Source organism: Pseudonocardia sp. D17 (assembly GCF_036984265.1).
Classification (GTDB): Bacteria; Actinomycetota; Actinomycetes; order Mycobacteriales; family Pseudonocardiaceae; genus Pseudonocardia; species Pseudonocardia benzenivorans.
In genome coordinates, this window is record NZ_BPRG01000217.1 from 212,463 (window position 1) to 229,869 (window position 17,407).

18 protein-coding genes are annotated in these 17,407 nt (G+C 73.7%); 9 read left to right on the forward strand and 9 right to left on the reverse strand.

What is annotated here, in order from left to right; translation table 11 throughout:
* Positions 1 to 29: 29 nt before the first annotated feature.
* Positions 30 to 578, reverse strand: a complete 549-nt coding sequence (locus PSD17_RS30470) for a carboxymuconolactone decarboxylase family protein (RefSeq protein WP_013677288.1) — start codon at positions 576 to 578, stop codon at positions 30 to 32.
* Positions 579 to 707: 129 nt separating this feature from the next.
* Between PSD17_RS30470 and PSD17_RS30475 the strand changes: the two genes are divergently transcribed.
* Positions 708 to 1,346 carry a TetR/AcrR family transcriptional regulator gene (locus PSD17_RS30475; protein WP_339125870.1) on the forward strand — a complete coding sequence of 213 codons (639 nt, stop codon included), beginning with the start codon at positions 708 to 710 and terminating at the stop codon, positions 1,344 to 1,346.
* A 372-nt stretch (positions 1,347 to 1,718) separates the two neighbouring features.
* Here PSD17_RS30475 and PSD17_RS30480 read toward each other — a convergent pair whose 3' ends face one another.
* Positions 1,719 to 2,165: a MaoC family dehydratase gene (locus tag PSD17_RS30480; RefSeq protein ID WP_013677286.1), complete on the reverse strand. Its 447-nt coding sequence runs from the start codon at positions 2,163 to 2,165 to the stop codon at positions 1,719 to 1,721.
* Positions 2,166 to 2,217: 52 nt separating this feature from the next.
* On the reverse strand, positions 2,218 to 2,997 hold the full coding sequence (gene hisN, locus PSD17_RS30485; RefSeq protein WP_013677285.1) for a histidinol-phosphatase: 780 nt from the start codon (positions 2,995 to 2,997) through the stop codon (positions 2,218 to 2,220).
* Positions 2,998 to 3,079: 82 nt separating this feature from the next.
* On the opposite strand from hisN, the gene PSD17_RS30490 reads away from it, so the two are divergent.
* Both PSD17_RS30490 and PSD17_RS30495 read left to right on the forward strand, forming a co-directional pair.
* Complete coding sequence (locus PSD17_RS30490; RefSeq protein ID WP_013677284.1) at positions 3,080 to 3,736, forward strand: response regulator transcription factor; 657 nt, start codon at positions 3,080 to 3,082, stop codon at positions 3,734 to 3,736.
* 17 nt (positions 3,737 to 3,753) lie between these two features.
* A complete protein-coding gene (locus tag PSD17_RS30495) occupies positions 3,754 to 5,025 on the forward strand; it encodes an ATP-binding protein (RefSeq protein WP_103380055.1) in 1,272 nt (423 codons plus the stop codon).
* Between the two features lie 60 nt (positions 5,026 to 5,085).
* Here the strand turns inward: PSD17_RS30495 and PSD17_RS30500 are convergent, their stop codons facing one another.
* Positions 5,086 to 5,607: a GtrA family protein gene (locus PSD17_RS30500; RefSeq protein WP_041760021.1), complete on the reverse strand. Its 522-nt coding sequence runs from the start codon at positions 5,605 to 5,607 to the stop codon at positions 5,086 to 5,088.
* Between the two features lie 298 nt (positions 5,608 to 5,905).
* Between PSD17_RS30500 and PSD17_RS30505 the strand changes: the two genes are divergently transcribed.
* Positions 5,906 to 7,111: a 5-(carboxyamino)imidazole ribonucleotide synthase gene (locus tag PSD17_RS30505; protein WP_013677281.1), complete on the forward strand. Its 1,206-nt coding sequence runs from the start codon at positions 5,906 to 5,908 to the stop codon at positions 7,109 to 7,111.
* A complete protein-coding gene (gene purE / locus PSD17_RS30510; protein ID WP_013677280.1) occupies positions 7,108 to 7,614 on the forward strand; it encodes a 5-(carboxyamino)imidazole ribonucleotide mutase in 507 nt (168 codons plus the stop codon). The genes PSD17_RS30505 and purE overlap by 4 nt, the downstream gene beginning before the upstream one ends.
* 300 nt (positions 7,615 to 7,914) lie before the next feature.
* Here the strand turns inward: purE and PSD17_RS30515 are convergent, their stop codons facing one another.
* Together PSD17_RS30515 and PSD17_RS30520 are read right to left on the reverse strand one after the other, a co-directional pair.
* Positions 7,915 to 8,361: a DUF1801 domain-containing protein gene (locus tag PSD17_RS30515; RefSeq protein WP_339125875.1), complete on the reverse strand. Its 447-nt coding sequence runs from the start codon at positions 8,359 to 8,361 to the stop codon at positions 7,915 to 7,917.
* Positions 8,362 to 8,415: 54 nt separating this feature from the next.
* Positions 8,416 to 9,105: a TetR family transcriptional regulator gene (locus PSD17_RS30520; protein WP_041760020.1), complete on the reverse strand. Its 690-nt coding sequence runs from the start codon at positions 9,103 to 9,105 to the stop codon at positions 8,416 to 8,418.
* Between the two features lie 121 nt (positions 9,106 to 9,226).
* On the opposite strand from PSD17_RS30520, the gene PSD17_RS30525 reads away from it, so the two are divergent.
* From PSD17_RS30525 to PSD17_RS30535, 3 genes are all read left to right on the forward strand, one after another.
* Complete coding sequence (locus tag PSD17_RS30525) at positions 9,227 to 10,378, forward strand: acyl-CoA dehydrogenase family protein (RefSeq protein WP_013677277.1); 1,152 nt, start codon at positions 9,227 to 9,229, stop codon at positions 10,376 to 10,378.
* A 184-nt stretch (positions 10,379 to 10,562) separates the two neighbouring features.
* Positions 10,563 to 11,723 (forward strand): AI-2E family transporter, encoded by a 1,161-nt coding sequence (locus PSD17_RS30530; RefSeq protein WP_339125878.1) that lies wholly within the window; start codon positions 10,563 to 10,565, stop codon positions 11,721 to 11,723.
* Entirely contained in the window at positions 11,723 to 12,598 is an 876-nt protein-coding gene (locus tag PSD17_RS30535; RefSeq protein ID WP_013677261.1) for a YhjD/YihY/BrkB family envelope integrity protein, read from the forward strand. The genes PSD17_RS30530 and PSD17_RS30535 overlap by 1 nt, the downstream gene beginning before the upstream one ends.
* 40 nt (positions 12,599 to 12,638) lie before the next feature.
* On the opposite strand, the gene ilvA is transcribed toward PSD17_RS30535, so the two are convergent.
* From ilvA to PSD17_RS30550, 3 genes are all read right to left on the reverse strand, one after another.
* The gene (ilvA, locus tag PSD17_RS30540; RefSeq protein WP_013677260.1) at positions 12,639 to 13,874 is read right to left on the reverse strand and encodes a threonine ammonia-lyase IlvA; all 1,236 of its coding nucleotides are present in this window, start codon (positions 13,872 to 13,874) and stop codon (positions 12,639 to 12,641) included.
* Between the two features lie 73 nt (positions 13,875 to 13,947).
* Positions 13,948 to 14,664 (reverse strand): TIGR03089 family protein, encoded by a 717-nt coding sequence (locus tag PSD17_RS30545; protein WP_339125881.1) that lies wholly within the window; start codon positions 14,662 to 14,664, stop codon positions 13,948 to 13,950.
* 28 nt (positions 14,665 to 14,692) lie between these two features.
* Positions 14,693 to 16,309: an LCP family protein gene (locus PSD17_RS30550; protein ID WP_339125883.1), complete on the reverse strand. Its 1,617-nt coding sequence runs from the start codon at positions 16,307 to 16,309 to the stop codon at positions 14,693 to 14,695.
* 195 nt (positions 16,310 to 16,504) lie between these two features.
* Here PSD17_RS30550 and PSD17_RS30555 point away from each other — a divergent pair, with 195 nt between their 5' ends.
* The gene (locus PSD17_RS30555; protein WP_339125884.1) at positions 16,505 to 17,344 is read left to right on the forward strand and encodes a glycosyltransferase; all 840 of its coding nucleotides are present in this window, start codon (positions 16,505 to 16,507) and stop codon (positions 17,342 to 17,344) included.
* Positions 17,345 to 17,407: the final 63 nt, after the last annotated feature.

The following is a 17,407-nucleotide window of genomic DNA, read 5'->3' on the forward strand; positions in this document are numbered from 1 at the left end:
CTGGGCCGCCTCGACCAGGAGGCCGCGGGTCATCCGGGCGTTCCGGCCGGGGTGACGGCCGGGATGTCGACGTCGGTCCGGTTCACGTTGTTGATGAAGTTGGTCAGCAGGGCCTGCACCGCCACGGTGACGATCGCCAGGATCTGCGGGTCGGTGTACCCGGCGCCGCGAACCGCCGCCAGGTCGGCGTCGCTCACCCGGCCGCGGCTCTCCACCACCTGCTGGGCGAACCGGGCGACCGCGGCGCGCCTCGGGTCGACCGAGCTCCCGGCACGGGCGAGGTCGATGTCGTCGCTCGACATGCCGCCGAGCTCGGACGACACGAACGAGTGCGCCGCGACGCAGTAGTCGCACTCGTTGGCCTGCGACACGGCGAGTGCGATGGTGTGCCGCGTCTTCGCGTCCAGGACCCGGCTCAGGCTGGTCTGCAGGCCGACGACGACGTCGAGCACGGTCGGGTTCGACGCGAGGGTCGCGAACATGTTCGGGACGAAGCCGAACTGTGCGCCGACGGCATCGAGGATGCCCTGCGTCGCCTCGGAGACGTCGTCGCGGGCGGGCGTGTGCAGGCGAGACATGGTGGATCAACCTCCGGTGACTGCCCGGCGTGGCCGGGCTTCGGCAAGAACTGGGCTCAGCAGCCCACTTCTGGAGTGAACACCGGTCGGACTGGGCTGTCAAGCCCAGTTTCGGGTATGGTGTGCGACATGACACCCACCGCAGGAGTTCGGGAGCCGCACGCGCTCACCGGTCGCGGGCAGGCGACGCGGGCGCGCATCCTCGAGCACGCCGCGGAGCTCATCTACGTCCACGGGGTGCACGGGACCAACAACGAGTTGCTCCGCCGGGCCGCCGGGGTCAGCGGGTCGCAGCTCAACCACTACTTCCCGACCAAGGAGAGCCTGGTCCTGGCGGTGATCGCCTGGCAGGCCGAGCGCGTGCTCACCTTTCATCGCGGCGAGCGGTTCGCCTGCTTCGACAGTCTCGACGCGTTCCGGGACTGGGCGACGCACTACATCGGCTACGAGCGCGCCTACCGGGAGGGCTGCAGTCTCGGCTCCTTGGCGAGCGAGATCATCAAGACCGATCTCGACGTCCACGACGAGCTGGCGAGTGCGTTCGACCAGTGGCGCGACATCTTCCGCGACGGGATCGCCCGCATGCGCCGGCTCGGCCGCCTCCGGGCCGGGGCGGACCCCGAGCAGCTGGCCAACCTGGTCCTCGCCGCCTTCCAGGGCGGCATGCTCCTCGCCCAGGTCGCGCGCGACATCGCCCCGCTCAGGGACGCGCTGACGGCCGCCATCGACCACCTGCAGACCTTCGCGACCTCGCCAGGGGATGTCTGACGGATCGCCGTCGACGGGCTCGGTGATCCGGGCGGTTCGTGGCAAGGCGGAGCCGGGGCGGCATCCGGGCGTACTCGGGCTCGACGACAACGCGGTCACGGGGCCGTCCGGGCGGCGGGACCGCGGCGGGTGCTCGGTCAGACGCGCCCTGGACGCCTGCGCCGTGCGGCCCCGGTGACCCCGGCCCGTGCCGGAGTACGGCGCTCACCGCGCCCCGGTTGCGACCGGGGCGCGGTGCGAGACCGCGACATCTCGGTGATCGGGATCGAGAACCGCGAGATCGCCTGGCGGCGGGACCACCTCGACCCGCTCGCCGTCTTCGACGCGATGCCCGGACGGAGGTGGCCGGGCCCGCGACGCGGACGCGACGGGTCAGGCCTCGCGGACGCCGAACATGCCGGTGAACCTCGCCGAGAAGACGAGCGTGTCGCCGCGGTGCATCCGGGCACCCAGGGTCACCAGCCCCATCTCGGGCCGGCTGCGCGAGCGCCGCGCGTCGAGGATCTCCAGACTCGCGGTGAGCACGTCGCCCGCGTAGACCGGCGCGGGCCAGCGGATCTCCTCGCCGCCGGGTGAGGCGAGGCTCGTCGCGCGCAGCAGGACGTGGTCGACGTACGCGCGCATCCAGAGGCCGGTGGTGAACCAGCCGGAGGCGGCGAGGCCCTTGAACAGCGACTGCTGCGCGGCCTCCTCGTCGAGGTGGAACGGCTGCGGGTCGAACTTGCGGGCGAAGTCGACCATCTCGTCACGGTCGACGGTGACGGTCCCCAGGTCGAACACGCGACCGGGCGTGAGGTCCTCGAAGGCGAGCTCCGGCATGGTCGGACCCTACGTGCGGCCGTCGGATCGCCGCGAACCGCAGCCGCGGGGATCACACGGCGAAGCAGGCGAGCGCCGCGTCGTGCAGCGCCCCGTTCGACGCGACGGCGTTGCCCCCGGCGAAGGTCGGCGTGCCGGCGAGGTCGGTGAACCGTCCGCCGGCCTCCTCGACGATGACCTGCAGCGCCGCGAGGTCCCAGACGCTGGCCTCGGGCTCGACGGCGAGGTCGATCGTCCCCTCGGCGACGAGGCAGTGCTGCCAGAAGTCGCCGAACGCGCGGGTCTCCCAGCAGCGCTCGGTCAGCGCCAGCCACGCGTCGAGGGTGCCGTGCTCGCGGAAGGTGTTGAGGTTCGTCGTGGAGACGGCGCAGTCGGCCAGCTCGGCCACGCCGGAGACGCCGATCCGTCGCGCGGGTCCGCCGGGCGCGTCGGACGTCCAGGCCCCTGCGCCCGCCGCCGCCCACCAGCGCCTGCCCAGCGCGGGCGCGCTCGCGACGCCGACGACCGCCCTGCCGTGCACGGTCAGCGCGATGAGCGATGCCCAGACCGGCATGCCGCGGGAGAAGTTCTTCGTGCCGTCGATCGGGTCGAGCACCCAGCCGCGGCCGCTGTCCGGGACGGCGCCGCCGCGTTCCTCGCCGACCACGGCGTCCCCGGCCGCCGCGGTGGCCAGCTCCGCGCGCAGCGCGTCCTCGGCCGCGGTGTCGGCGTCGGTGACCGGCGTGCGGTCGGGCTTGCGCGTGACCCGCAGGTCGGACGCGCGGAACCGGGGGAGCGTGACGGCGTCGGCGAGGTCGGCGAGGCGCAGGGCCAGTGTCAGGTCGGCGTCCACGTGCGGTGAGCTTGCCAGCCGCGCCGGTCCGCGGACCGCCTGCCCTGGTCACCCCGACGATCGACGGGCATAAGCTGCCTGCGTGACGACAGTCCTGCTGGCCGAGGACGACGCGGCGATCGCCGAGCCGCTCTCCCGCGCCCTGCAACGCGAGGGCTACCACGTCGACGTCGCCGACGACGGTACCGCCGCCCTCGAGCACGTCCGCAGCGGCGGAGTCGACCTCCTCGTCCTCGACCTGGGCCTGCCGGGGATGGACGGCCTCGAGGTGTGCAGGCGGCTGCGCCTGGACTTCCCGGACCTGCCCGTCCTCATGCTCACCGCCCGCACCGACGAGGTCGACTTCGTCGTCGGGCTCGACGCCGGTGCCGACGACTACGTCGGCAAACCGTTCCGGCTCGCGGAGCTGCTCGCCCGGGTCCGCGCGCTGCTGCGCCGGCTCACGCCCGAGATGGTCGAGGTCGGCGGCGTCCGGATGGAGCTGTCGGGCCGCCGGGTGCTCGTCGACGGCGTCGAGGTGGGCCTGGCCAACAAGGAGTTCGAGCTGCTGCGCGTGCTGATGCTGCGCGCGGGCCAGGTCGTCACCCGCGAGGAGATCCTGCGCGAGGTGTGGAACGACCCCGACCTGAAGACGTCGAAGACCCTCGACATGCACATGTCGTGGCTGCGGCGCAAGATCGGCGGCGAGCGGCGGATCGCGACGGTCCGCGGGGTCGGTTTCCGCTTCAACCACGACTGAGCCGGGACGCCTGAGCCGTGCGCCGCCGCATCCTCCAGTCGACGTTGCTCGTCGTGATGATCACGGCGCTGGTGCTGGGCGGGCCGCTGGCGTTCACGACGTGGAAGCTCGTCGAGGACATCACCCGCGCGGAGCTGACCTCGGCGCTGGAACGCATCGTCGCCCGCGTCGACGACGACCAGATCGTCGACCAGGCCGACCGGGCCGCGATCAGCCTCGCCGTGCCGGTCGGCGGCAGGCTGACCATCCAGGTCCCCGGCCGCCCTTCCGAGATGCTCGGTGCCGACGTCGGGGCGGAGGCCGTCACCGAGACGCTGCCGTTCGGCTCCGGCGGTTCGCTCACCCTCGCCGAACCGCTCTCGACGATGCGTGCCCAGCAGATCCAGGTCACCGTCATCGTGCTGCTGCTCGTGCTGCTCTCGGTGGGGGTCGGCGCGTTCGTCGCGACGGTGACGGCCCGCCGGCTGGCCCATCCCCTCTCCGACGTCGCCGACCGCGCCGCACGGCTCGGCGCGGGCGACTTCCGGCCGGCACCGCACCGCTACGGGGTCCCCGAGCTCGACCGGGTGTCCGACGTGCTCGACGCGTCGGCGTCCGCCCTCGCCGAACTGGTGCAGCGCGAGCGCGCGCTGGTCGGCGACGTGTCCCATCAGCTGCGCAGCAGGCTGACGGCGCTGCAACTGCGGCTCGACGAGCTGAGCACCCACCCCGATCCCAGCGCCCGCCGGGAGGCGCTGGCCGCGCTGGAGCAGACCGAGCGGCTCACCCAGGTCCTCGACGACCTGCTGGAGGCCGCCCGGCTGGCCCGTGCTGCCGGGGCCGAGCCGGTCGACCTGCGGGCCGGGCTGCGTTCGGTCGCCGACGAGTGGCGCCCCACGCTGCGCAGCGCCGGGCGCCAGCTCAAGCTGCGGGTGCCGGACGGGCTCATGGCCAGGGTGACACCGGCGCGGCTGCGTGAAGCGGTCGGCGCACTCGTCGAGAACGCGATGCGGCACGGCGCCGGACCGGTGACGCTGAGCGCCCGCGCCCGGGACGACCTGCTGATCATCGAGGTCACCGACAGCGGTCAGGGCATCCCCGAGGAGCTCGTGCCGCACGTGTTCGACCGCGGCGTGTCGGTCAACTCCTCGACGGGCCTGGGGCTCGCGCTGGCCCGGGCGCTCGTCGAGGCCGACGGCGGCCGCCTCGAGCTCTCCCGGGCGCGCCCGCCGTTGTTCACGATCTTCCTGCCGGTGGCGCGGGCCGAGGACGTCGTCGGGCCGCCGCGACCGGCGGGCACACCGCGCTGACGCGGACCGGCCGACCGGGATCCGCCGACCGGGATCCGCTGACCGGGATCGGTCCGCCGGTCAGTCCCCGGAGTGCGCGACGGGCTGCTGGCGGCGGACGTCGGTGTCGGGGAAGACGAACCTGCGGAAGGCCCACCAGCGGAAGATCATGCCGACGATGGTGCCGATGATCTGGCCCGCGACGAAGTCGGAGACCTCTTGGCCGAACATCGAGATGTCGGGGACCCGCAGGTCGAGCAGGTAGCGCGAGATCGCGAGCGGCGCGGTGTAGACGGCGACGCCGATGCCGCTGATGAGGAAGAACAGCGCGGCCTCGTGGTGGCGCTCACGGCCGCCGCGGGTGCGGAACGACCACTCGCGGTTGAGCACGTAGGACACGATCGTGGCCACCAGCACTGCGATGACCTTCGCCGTGATCGGCTTGGGCTCGAGCACGCCGGCCTTGAGCACCAGGAACACCACCGTGTCGATGACCCAGGTGGTGCCGCCGACGACCGCGAACTTGACCAGCTCGCGGTGCTTGATCGCGATGTCGCGATACGGCTGCGGGATGCTCAGCAGAACGGATTCGACCACTGACACCTGATCGATCGTGCCAGACCCGCCGCTGGTGCGGGCGGCCGGGGCAGGCCCGGGGGCCGAACGGACGGAGTGTCCGGACCCGGTGTCCCGCGACGGATCCCCCGCCGCGGCCGGGTCGCCAGGGCGACCCCCGCCCGCGTCCTCCGGGGCCCCGACGTGTCCGCGCGGCCCGGGCACCCCGGTACGACCGTTCGGCCCCGCCTGCCGGGACCCGCCAGAAATCACCCATCCCATCGGCGGCGACCGGCCGGGCACCGCATAGGCTCTGCAGCCCGTGGGCACGGGTGGGAACGCGAGGATGCCGGTCGTCGGGATGGTGGGGGCGGGGCAGCTCGCCCGCATGACGCACCAGGCGGCGATCGCGCTGGGCCAGTCGTTGCGGGTGCTGGCCGTGCGCCCCGACGAGCCTGCCGCGCTCGTCGCGCCCGACGTGCACCTCGGGACCGCCGACGACGCCGCCGCGATGAAGGCCTTCGCCGTGGGCTGCGACGTGGTCACCTTCGACCACGAGCAGGTGCCGCAGGAGCGGTTGCGCGAGCTCGTCGCCGCGGGCGCCGCCGTGCGCCCCGGGCCCGACGCACTGCTGCACGCGCAGGACAAGCTCGTCATGCGTCGCAGGCTGGCCGAGCTGGGTGCTCCGATCCCGGCCTACGCCGAGATCACCGAGCCCGCGCAGGTCGAGGAGTTCGGGGCCGAGCACGGCTGGCCGGTCGTGCTCAAGGCGGTGCGGGGCGGCTACGACGGCCGCGGCGTCTGGATGCTCGACGCGGCCGACCCCGACCTGGTCGCCCAGCTGCTCGCCGCCGGGACGCCGCTGATGGTCGAGCAGGCCGTCGTCATGCGCCGGGAGCTGGCCGTGCAGGTCGCGCGGTCGCCGTTCGGGCAGGCCGCGGGCTGGCCCGTCGTCGAGACGGTGCAGGAGGACGGCCAGTGCGTGCAGGTCCTCGCGCCCGCGCCGGGACTCGCCGAGTCCACGGCCGTGTCCGCGCAGCAGCTCGCGCTACGGCTGGCCCACGAGCTCGACGTCGTCGGGCTGCTCGCGGTGGAGCTGTTCGACACCGCGGACGGGCTCGTCGTCAACGAGCTGGCGATGCGGCCGCACAACTCGGGCCACTGGACGATCGAGGGCGCCCGGACGTCGCAGTTCGAGCAGCACCTGCGCGCGGTGCTCGACTACCCGCTGGGCGACGTGGCGATGACGGCGCCCGTCGTCGTGATGGCGAACGTGCTGGGCGCCGCGGAGCAGCCGGGGATGAGCGTCGACGAGCGGCTGCACCACCTGATGGCGCGGTTCCCCGACGTCAAGGTGCACCTGTACGGGAAGACAGAGCGCCCGCTGCGCAAGGTCGGGCACGTGACGGCGCTCGGCGACGACCCGGCGGCGGTGCGCGAGCGCGCGGCCCTCGCGGCGACCTGGCTGTCCACCGCGACCTGGACCGACGGCTGGTCGGTCCACGACGGCCCCGCGACGGGTGCCCGGACCGGATCGGAGCGTGCATCGTGACGTCGGACGAGGCCCAGGTGGGCGTGATCATGGGGAGCGACTCGGACTGGCCGGTCATGGAGGCCGCCGCCGAGGCGCTCGCGGAGTTCGACGTGCCCTGCGAGGTCGGCGTCTACTCCGCGCACCGCACGCCGCAGCGGATGTTGGACTACGCGGCCGAGGCCGAGTCGCGCGGGCTGCGGGTGATCATCGCGGGCGCCGGCGGTGCGGCGCACCTGCCGGGCATGGTGGCGGCGGCGACCCCGCTGCCGGTGATCGGCGTGCCCGTCCCGCTCGCCCGGCTCGACGGGCTCGACTCCCTGCTCTCGATCGTCCAGATGCCCGCCGGCGTCCCGGTGGCCACCGTCGCGGTGGGCGGGGCGCGCAACGCGGGACTCCTGGCGGTCAGGATCCTCGCCGCGGCCGACGACGCCCTGCGCGCCCGCATGGTCCGGTTCCAGCGGGACCTCGCCGACTCGGTGCTGGCCAAGGACGCCGCCCTGCGCGAAGCGCGGGGCGAGTGAGCGCCGCCCTGCGCGAAGCGCGGGGCGAGTGAGCGCCGCCCTGCGACGGCACCCCGCGACGGCGCGGGGAGGGTGTGACGGTCCTCCGTGAATTGCCGTTGCCGCGTGGTCGGGTGCGGACGTAGCGTGGCGGTACACAGGAGAGGAGGTGGTCCGACGTTGAATAGCTGCTGGACTTGTGAGGTGGCTGTCCGCTAGTACCACGGGACGATCTCCGACGGCCGATGGAAGCCGGAATGTGGTACCGGCGAATTCCAGGCAGTCACCCGCGATCCCCGGGTTCGGGCCCGTCCAGCCCGATCACGCGCCGTCAGGTGCGGCCCGGGGATCACGCATGTCCGGCGGTCGTGGCATCGGCCGGGCCGAGCCGGGCCGCCTCCCCACGAGCTCCCGCAGGACCGCGGTGTCGACGGCGGCGGGGCGTGGGAGCCGCACGCACGACTTCCCGACCGACGCCCCCGTCAGCCGCGGCGCGTACCGCTCGGCGAGGTAGGCACCCTCGGTGGAGCACAGCACGTACACCGAGATGTAGCGCTTCCGGGACGCCAGCGCGATGAGGGTGGCGTCGCCCTCCCGGCCGCTGGCATAACGGTAGTGGAACGGCCCGTAGCCCAGCATCCGTCCGGCGAGCACGGGTTCGAGGTCCGGCGCGGCCTCGCGGATCAGCGCGTCGAGCGCGGCGATGTCGCCACGGCGGGGTTCGGCCAGGGTGTCGATGTACTCCTGCGGCGTGCCCGGTTCCGACATATCGGGCAGGGTACGGGCGCGCACCGACACTGCACACGCGTCGAGCGCGGCAGATCAGTGCGCCGGGCCCGCGCGGTCGAGGCGGTCGGCGGCACGCTCGAGGCGGCGGGCGATCTCGGCGAGGTCGTCGGGACGGTCGGGGGCGACCGGCAGCATCGTCTCGACCCGGCGGAACGCGGCGCGGCAGGCGTCGGCCTCCTCGGGGCGGGCGCCGTCGACGAGCCAGGTCCGCAGCGCATGGTTGTGCGCGGCGACGACCGCGGCGGCCGTGACGGCCGCGACGAGCTCACCGTCCGGCCGGCCGACGAGCCGCTCGCGCAGCCGCCTGCCGAACAGCCGCCGGTAGCGGTCGACGCTCGCGGCCTCGCGGTCGCGCAGCGCGGGGACGTTGCGGGTCAGCGCGAAGCGCGCGCTGGCCTCGGCGGGGTTGTCGAGGTAGAGGTCGAAGACCCGGTCGCCGGCGCGCAGCACGAGGGGCGTCAGCGGCTCGCTGTCGTGGGCCGTCGCGAAGACCTCGTCGACGCGCGCGAGGCAGGTCTCGTGGTCGGGGGAGACCGCGTCCTCCTTACCGCGGAAGTAGCGGAAGAACGTGCGGCGTCCGACGCCCGCTGCGGCCGCGACGTCGTCGACGGTCGTCTCGTCGTACCCCTTCTCGGTGAACAGGGTGAGCGCCGCGCGCACCAATTCACCCCGCACCTCGGCACGGCCGGCGGCGGACCGTCCACGTCGGACCGGAGCTCCCATGGGTTGTGAGCTTAACAGCACTCCGTCCCGTCGACGCATTGATTGGTGGCACTGCGTGCCGTTACGATCGAGGCACATCACTGCGACCTCCACAGGAACTGACCTCCACAGGAACGGGACGATGAACGCCGACTTCGACACCTACCGGCTCAGCGACGAGCACGAGGCCCTCCGCGAGGCGGTGCGGGCCCTGGCCGAGAAGGAGATCGCCCCGTTCGCCGCGGAGGTCGACGAGCAGGCGCGCTACCCCGTCGAGGCCCGCGACGCGCTGGTCAAGGCCGGGTTCCACGCGGTCCACATCCCCGAGGAGTACGGCGGGGAGGGGGCCGACGAGCTGGCCGCCTGCATCGTCATCGAGGAGGTCGCGCGGGTCTGCGCGTCGTCGTCGCTGATCCCGGCGGTCAACGGGCTGGGCTCGATCCCGATCCTGCTGTCGGGCTCGGAGGAGCTCAAGCAGCTGGTGCTGTCCGACATCGCACGCGGCGCGGGCATCAGCTACGCGCTGTCGGAGCGCGAGGCGGGGTCGGATGCGGCGTCGATGCGCACCCGCGCCCGCCGCGACGGCGACGACTGGATCCTCGACGGTACCAAGTGCTGGATCACCAACGCGGGCGAGTCGACCTGGTACACGGTCATGGCCGTCACCGACCCGGAGAAGCGTGCCAACGGGATCTCCGCGTTCGCCGTGCACCGCGACGACCCCGGTTTCGAGGTCGGGCCCAAGGAGCGCAAGCTCGGCATCGCGGGCTCCCCGACCCGCGAGATCTACTTCCAGGGCTGCCGCATCCCGGGTGACCGGATCATCGGCGCGGAGGGCACCGGCTTCAAGACGGCGCTGCGCACCCTCGACCACACCCGTCCGACGATCGGGGCGCAGGCCGTCGGCATCGCCCAGGGCGCGCTCGACGTCGCGATCGCCTACGCCAAGGACCGCAGGCAGTTCGGCAAGGCCATCGCCGAGTTCCAGGGCCTGCAGTTCATGCTCGCCGACATGGCGATGAAGGTGGAGGCCGCGCGCCAGCTCGTGTACGTCGCCGCGTCGCGGGCCGAGCGTGGCGAGCCGAACCTGGGCTTCATCTCCAGCGCCGCCAAGTGCATGGCGTCCGACGTCGCGATGTCCGTGACCACGGACGCCGTCCAGGTCCTCGGTGGTGCCGGCTACACCCGGGACTTCCCCGTCGAGCGCATGATGCGCGACGCGAAGATCACCCAGATCTACGAGGGCACCAACCAGGTCCAGCGCATGGTCATGGCGCGCGCCCTGCTGAAGTAACCCCCTGAAGCAACCCCTGAGGTAACCCCCGCCGTCCCGGCCGGACCGACGGCGCGGTCGCGCGCCCCGTTCGCGCGGCTGCGCCGTCCGTCCGGCCCGTGGTCGGCCGTTCGTCCGGGCGACACGGGCACCGTCCACACCGGATCGCACCGTCCGGGGCCCGCGGATGGGTCAGAATCCGGCGATGACCGATTCGCCCGGCCCCGCCGTGCCGTCCTCCTCGTTGCCGCGCGGGCTGATCGTCCTGCTGAGCGTCGCCGCGGCCGTGGTCACGGTCGCCGGGCTGAAGGCCTTCTCGTCGATACTCGGACCGGTCTTCCTCGCGCTCATGCTCACCGTCGCGGTGCATCCGCTGATGGGCCGGCTGCGCGGGCGCGGCGTCCCGGTGTGGCTGGCCACCCTGCTGACCCTGCTCGCGACGTTCGCGGTCGTCATCGCGCTGGCGGCCGCGCTGGCACTGTCGGTGGCCCGGCTGGCGACGCTGCTGCCGTCCTATCAGGACCGGTTCGCGGCGCTGCTCGGTGACGTCGACGCCCTGCTGGCGAGCCTCGGGGTCGGGCACGAGCAGGTGCGCGCGGCGCTGTCGCAGATCGACCTCGGCACGATCGCGGGGTTGGTGGGCGACGTCCTCGTCGGCCTGACCGGTGCGTTCTCCGACCTCGTCTTCATCCTCGCCCTGCTCCTGTTCATGGGCATCGACGCGGCCCGGTTCGGCCGCGGTGTGCGGTCCCTGACGGGGGAGCGACCCGGCATCGTCACGGCGCTGGAGACGTTCGCCCGCGGGACCCGCAGCTACCTCGTCGTCACGACGGTGTTCGGGCTGATCGTCGCGGTGGCCGACACGATCGCGGTGTGGGCGCTGGGCATCCCGTTGCCCCTGCTGTGGGGGCTGCTGGCCTTCATCACCAACTACATCCCCAACATCGGGTTCATCATCGGGCTCGCGCCGCCGGCGATCCTCGGGCTGCTCGAGGGCGGGCCGAAGCTGATGGTGATCGTCATCGTCGTCTACTGCGTCATCAACTTCGTGATCCAGTCCGTCATCCAGCCGAAGTACGTCGGCGACGCCGTGGACCTCTCGCTGACGCTGACCTTCCTGTCGCTGGTGTTCTGGGGCTGGGTCGTCGGCCCGCTCGGGGCACTGCTGGCCATCCCGCTCACGCTGTTGACCAAGGCGCTGCTCGTCGACATCGATCCCGGCACGCGGTGGGTGTCCCGCCTGCTGACCAGCAGCGCCGTCGCCGACGTCCCGCCCCGCGACGGGCGCGCCGAGGCCGAGCCCGGGGAGCCGGCCGACGGGCCCTCCGACGTCGAGCCCCTCACCGAACGGCCGGGCGACGGGTGATGGCGGGGCGGTCGTCGTGGCGCCTGCGTGTCGACGCGTGGGCCGCGTGGGGAGCGGCGTCGTTCCCGGGCCGGGTGCTCGCTCGCTTCACCGCGATCGACGGCTACGACCGGGCGTTGGCCCTGGCCGCACAGGCCTTCGTGACGCTCGTGCCGATGCTGATGGTCGTCGTCGCGACGGTGCCGCCGGCACGCCGCGCGAGCCTCGGCGACCAGCTCGTCGCGAACCTGGGGCTGTCCGGCGACGCGGCCGCGGTGGTGCTCGGTCTCCTGCGGACCGGCGGTGAGGTCACCGCGCCCGCGACCGCGGCGGGGGCCGTCGTGCTCGTCGTCTCGCTGGTCGGGTTCACCCGGACCATGCAGCGCGCCTTCGTCGCGGCCTGGGGGCTCCCCGCGCCCGGCCTGGCCGGGCTGTGGCCGGGCCTGCTCGGCGCGACTGCGCTGCTGGCCGAGGTCGTCGCGGTGGTCGTCCTCTCGCCGCTGCTCGGAGTGTTCACCGGGTCGGCGCTGATCGCCGCCGTGGCGCACGCGGTCGGCGCCGCGCTGCTGTGGTGGCCCGTGCAGTACCTGATGCTCGGCAGGCGCATCGGCCCGCGCGCCCTGCTCCCCGGGACGATCGTCACGGGGCTCGGCCAGCTCGCGGTCATCACCGTGTCCGACATCTACCTGCCACCCGTCGCCGCGCACCAGGCCGACCGCTACGGGCTGATCGGCATCGCGTTCGTGCTGCTGTCGTGGCTCGTCGTGCTCGGGGTCCTGCTGGTGTCGGCCGCGGTCGTCGGCGCAGAGCTGGCCGCCCGCGCGGACCGGCCCGGCGCGCCGCGGGGCCCGGCCCACACCGACGACCGCGGCACGACCAGCACGGACCCGCTGTGACGGGCGGCTCCGCTGTGAGGGACGCCCGGCCGGTCGCCGCTCAGAGCAGGAAGCGGAACTGCGGGGAGTCCGGCGGGATGCGCTCGATGTGCGGGGGCGCGCTCTCCATGCGGGCGAGCAGCCCCTCGAGGTCCTCGGGGCGGCCCAGCTCGATCCCGACGAGTGCCGGACCGGTCTCCCTGTTGTTGCGCTTGACGTACTCGAAGAGCGTGATGTCGTCGTCGGGGCCGAGGACGTCGTCGAGGAAGCCGCGCAGCGCGCCCGGCTCCTGGGGGAAGTCGACGAGGAAGTAGTGCTTGCGGCCCTCGTGGATCAGGGCGCGTTCGACGATCTCGGCGTAGCGGCTGACGTCGTTGTTCCCGCCGGAGAGGATGCAGACGGTCACCGAGCCGCGGGGGATCGGCAGTGCGTCGATCGCGGCCGGCGCGAGGGCACCCGCGGGCTCGGCGATGATCCCGTCGGTCTGGTAGAGCGCGAGCATCTCCATGCAGATGCGGCCCTCGGCGACGGGTGTCAAGGGGATGTCGGCGTCGCGGACGATCGGAAAGGTCGTGTCGCCCACGCGCCGGACCGCAGCACCGTCGACGAAGGGGTCGAGGTCGGTGAGCGGCAGCGGACCGCCGGCGGCGAGCGCGGCCGTCATGCTCGCGGCGCCCGCGGGCTCCACGCCGGCGATGCCGACGCCGGGGTGCCGTTCGCGCAGGTACGTCGTCATGCCGGCGAGCAGCCCCCCGCCGCCGACGGGCACCACGACCAGGTCGGGCTCGCTGCCGAGCTGGCTCATGATCTCGCGCGCGACGGTGCCCTGCCCCGCGACGGTGCGGGCGTCGTCGAACGCGGGGACGAGGGTCGCGCCGTTGCGCTCGGCGTCGAGGGCGGCGGCCGCGGCGGCGTCGTCGTAGGCGTTGCCGACGACGATCACGTCGACCACCTTGCCGCCGAGCTTGGCGACCCGGTCGCGCTTCTGGCGCGGCGTGGTGCGCGGCAGGTAGACCCGCGCCTTGACCCCGAGCCTGGCGCAGGCGAACGCCACGCCCTGCGCGTGGTTGCCGGCGCTCGCGCAGACGACGCCGCGCTCGCGCTGCTCCGGCGAGAGCTGCGCGATCAGGTTGTAGGCACCGCGAATCTTGTAGGATCGCACGGGCTGCAGGTCCTCGCGCTTGAGCCAGACCTCGCCGCCGACGGCGTCGGAGAGCCGCGGCGAGATCTGCAGCGGGCTCGGGCCGATCACCGCGCGCAGCCGTTCGGCCGCGAGGTCGACGTCATGAGCGGTCACGGTGTCCACCCGACAACGGTGCCATGCGGCCCGCGTGAGCCCGACGGCGGCCCCGCCGCAGCTCAGGGGCCCGTCACAGCCGCCGGGTGCACTTCTCCGCGGCGGCCCGCGCGATCAGCCGGCCCATGTCCGGATTGCGGCACTGCACGAGCGACGCGCCGACGGCCAGCACCGACAGCAGCCCGTCGACGAGCCCGTCGCTGCTGGACCACTCGGCCATCGACAGCACCCGGTCGGTCGGGGTGATGTCGAGCTCCCCGGCGCGGCGGCGGGCGGTGTCGAGCACCTCGACGATCGAGCGGCCGTCGAGGGCGGGCGCGGAGTCGTCGACGGGCTCCCAGGGGACGAAGTCGTCGCCGTGGCTGCGGACCTCGGTCGCGTAGTCGATCACGCCGGCCGGCAGGCCGTCGAGGCCGCGGCCGAACGCGTCGAGGGAGAGCGCGACCACCCCGCCCGACGGGGCCGCGGCGAGCGCGAGGTCGACGCGGTCGCCGTCGCAGAGCACCCAGTCGGCCTCGGCGGGCGTCGCGACGACGTGCGCGCCGCACCACCAGGCGCCGAGCAGGACCGCGGCCGTCTGCCAGTGCGCGGGCAGCATCGCGGCGACGGTCGTGCCGGTCTCGACGTCGCACTCGTCGCGCAGCAGGTTGGCCGTCTTGGCCGCCCAGTTCGCCGTCGTCACGCCGGAGAGCTCGATGCGCTCGCCCGTCGCGTCGTCGTAGAAGGTGATCAGCGGGCGGGCCGGGTTCGCCCGCAGGATCGGGTCGAGCAGGGCGGCGGTCAGCGTCACGGGACGGGCCTCACGTACGGGGAGCGGATCAGTCGATGCACGGTACGCCGCCGGCGTTGACGGCGGGGGCGGCCGCGTCGCCGGGAGCGGCGCCGGGCGTCGTCCCGGGGCTCGAGGTGGCGCCACCGGTGCCGCCGGGTCCCGCCCCGTCGGTGCCCAGCACGACCTGCACCCGTCCGGCGGGCGCGTCGGCCGCCTTGACGACGGGCAGCCCGCCCAGCTTCGCCGCGACCGCGCGTGCCCCCGCCTCCGCGGAGTCGGACGAGTAGCGCACGGCCGTCGTCGCGGCCGTCGGCGCGTTGCCCACCGTCCCGCGCACGTAGCCCGCCGCGCTGAGGGTGTCGGCGACCTGACCGGCCAGGCCCGTCCGGCCGGAGGCGTTGCCCACGTCGACGGTGACGGTGTGCGGGGGGACCGCGGGTGCGTCGTCGGCGGCGGGCGGTGTCGTCGCCGCGGACGACGCGACGTCGTCGGTCGCCTCGGTCCGGTCGGTGACGAACTTCTTCACCTGCCCCGGGTCGACGAGCACGACGTCGCCACGGTCGTTGCTCTGCCCGCCCTGCGTGGGGATCGTCATGAACTCGATGTGCCCCGCGGCGATGTCCGACGCCTGCCGCGCGAAGCCGAGCAGGTCCCACCCCGAGTCGATGACCAGCGACTTCTGGGCGGCGTCGACGAGAGCGCCGAGTGTCGAGGGGTTGGTGAGGGTGCCGCTGGAGAGGATCTTGTCGGCCATCGCGGCGAGGAACACCTGCTGACGGCGGATTCGGGACAGGTCGCCCTCCGGCAGCCCGTGGCGCTGCCGGACGAACGACAGCGCCGCCGCGCCGGAGATCGTCTGCGGCCCGGCGGGGAAGTTCGCGCCCGACAGCTCGTCGCTGACCGGGTTCTTCAGGCAGACGTCGACGCCGCCGACGGCCTGGGTCAGGTTGTAGAAGCCCAGCAGGTTGATCTCGGCGTAGTGGTCGACGTGGACCCCGGTGAGGTCCTGGACGGTCTCGATGAGCTTGCTGCGCCCCGCCGCCGACGACTCCGTGTCGACCTCCTTGGCGCTCTTGCGCTGCTTGACGAGGTCCGCGGCCGCCAGCGCCTTCGTCGCCGGGTACGCCGCGTTGATCTTGTCCTTGCGGTAGCCGGGGATGGAGACGTAGGAGTCGCGCGGGATCGAGAAGGCCACCGCCGCGCCGCCGTCGGCGGGCAGGTGCAGCAGGATGATCGTGTCGGAGTTGAGCACGCCGGTGTCGGCGCCGCTGTGCAGCGCGTCGGTGACGGCCTTGGGCAGTGGGTTGCCCTGTGCGTCGGTCCGGCTGTCGATCCCGACGAGCAGGATGTTCAGCCCCTGGCCGTCGTCGCCGCCGAAGATCACGTCGGTCGTCGTCAGGCCGGCGGTGACGTCGCGGTACAGGCCCCACGCCGTGCCGGTGAGCAGCAGCACCAGCACCGACGCGACGACGGTCCCGATCCGTATCCGGCGCGGCCAGTCCGCGGGCGCCCGTGGCGTGGCCGCGCGGCGAGCGGCCCCGTCGGCCCCGTCGGCCCCGTCGGTCGCGGAGGCGGGCCGGCGCGGGCGGGTCCTGCGGGCGGGGTCGGCGTCGTCGGCCGTGCGGGTGCCGGGGCGGCGTGCGGCGTCGGTCCGCTGGTTCACGTGCCCCCTCCCGGTCGCGTGCGCCGGACGGCGGTGCGGACGCACCCCGGGCCTGGCGGGCCCGGCGACGTCGAACGGCGTCACACACTGTGCATCACGCGGCCGCGACACGGGGAGTGATCGAGACGGCGTGTCGCACACCCGGCCCGGGGCTCCTCGGTCGGGTCCGCTCCCGTCGCACTACCCTCACCGTCCGTGTCCGAGCCGTTCACGTTGCTGCTGCCGGTGTGGGCCGGCGACCGGCCCGACTTCCTCGCCGCGGCGTTCCGGTCCAGCGTGGACGACCAGCACCGCCGGCCCGACGAGGTCGTGATCGTCCGGGACGGGCCCGTCGGGTCCGTGCTCGCCGCGGCGCTCGACGAGCTCGCCGCCTCGTCACCGGTGCCCGTGCGGATCGTCGCGCTGGAGCGCAACGGCGGTCTGGGCCCCGCGCTCGACGCCGGGCTCGCCGCGGCCGGTCACGACATCGTGGCCCGGATGGACGCCGACGACGTCTCCGAGCCGCACCGCTTCGCCGTCCAGCTGCCGATCGTCGAGGCCGGTGCCGACCTCGTCGGGTCGGGCCTGATCGAGTTCGCCGACGACGCCGCCGTCGAGGTCGGCAGGCGCATCCCGCCGACGAGCCCGGAGGAGATCCGCGCCCGGTCCCGGTTCGCCGATCCCTTCAACCATCCGACGGTCGTCCTCCGCCGGTCGCTGGTGCAGCAGGTCGGCGGGTACGGCGACTTCGCGCTCATGGAGGACTATCTCCTCTGGGCGCGGATGATCATGGCGGGGGCGCGGGTGGCCAACGTGGCCGAGCCGCTGGTGCGCTACCGGATCGGGGCCGGCGCGTACGCCCGGCGCGGTGGGCTCGGGCAGCTGCGCGCGGAGCTGCGGCTGCAGCGCCGGTTCCACGCCATGGGCTTCACGACGCCCGCGCAGGCGTTGCGCAACGTCGTCGTCCGCGGCGGGTACCGGCTCGTCCCGGAGTCGTTGCGCCGGTTGGCCTACCGGCGCGTGGTCGCCGTCCACCGGCCGCGCGCCACCCCCTGAACGCCGGTCCCCGTCCGCCCCGTTCTGCGGGACTATCGGGGGAGTCGAACGGGTAGCCCTCGG

Bases quoted from the DNA above. Each gene is read 5' to 3' on its own strand.
- PSD17_RS30515 (WP_339125875.1), bottom strand. From the start codon at position 8,361: ATGTCGGAACCGGGCACGCCGCAGGAGTACATCGACACCCTGGCCGAA.
- PSD17_RS30475 (WP_339125870.1), top strand. From the start codon at position 708: ATGACACCCACCGCAGGAGTTCGGGAGCCGCACGCGCTCACCGGTCGC.
- PSD17_RS30520 (WP_041760020.1), bottom strand. From the start codon at position 9,105: ATGGGAGCTCCGGTCCGACGTGGACGGTCCGCCGCCGGCCGTGCCGAG.
- PSD17_RS30480 (WP_013677286.1), bottom strand. From the start codon at position 2,165: ATGCCGGAGCTCGCCTTCGAGGACCTCACGCCCGGTCGCGTGTTCGAC.
- PSD17_RS30525 (WP_013677277.1), top strand. From the start codon at position 9,227: ATGAACGCCGACTTCGACACCTACCGGCTCAGCGACGAGCACGAGGCC.
- PSD17_RS30505 (WP_013677281.1), top strand. From the start codon at position 5,906: ATGCCGGTCGTCGGGATGGTGGGGGCGGGGCAGCTCGCCCGCATGACG.
- PSD17_RS30470 (WP_013677288.1), bottom strand. From the start codon at position 578: ATGTCTCGCCTGCACACGCCCGCCCGCGACGACGTCTCCGAGGCGACG.
- PSD17_RS30530 (WP_339125878.1), top strand. From the start codon at position 10,563: ATGACCGATTCGCCCGGCCCCGCCGTGCCGTCCTCCTCGTTGCCGCGC.
- PSD17_RS30535 (WP_013677261.1), top strand. From the start codon at position 11,723: ATGGCGGGGCGGTCGTCGTGGCGCCTGCGTGTCGACGCGTGGGCCGCG.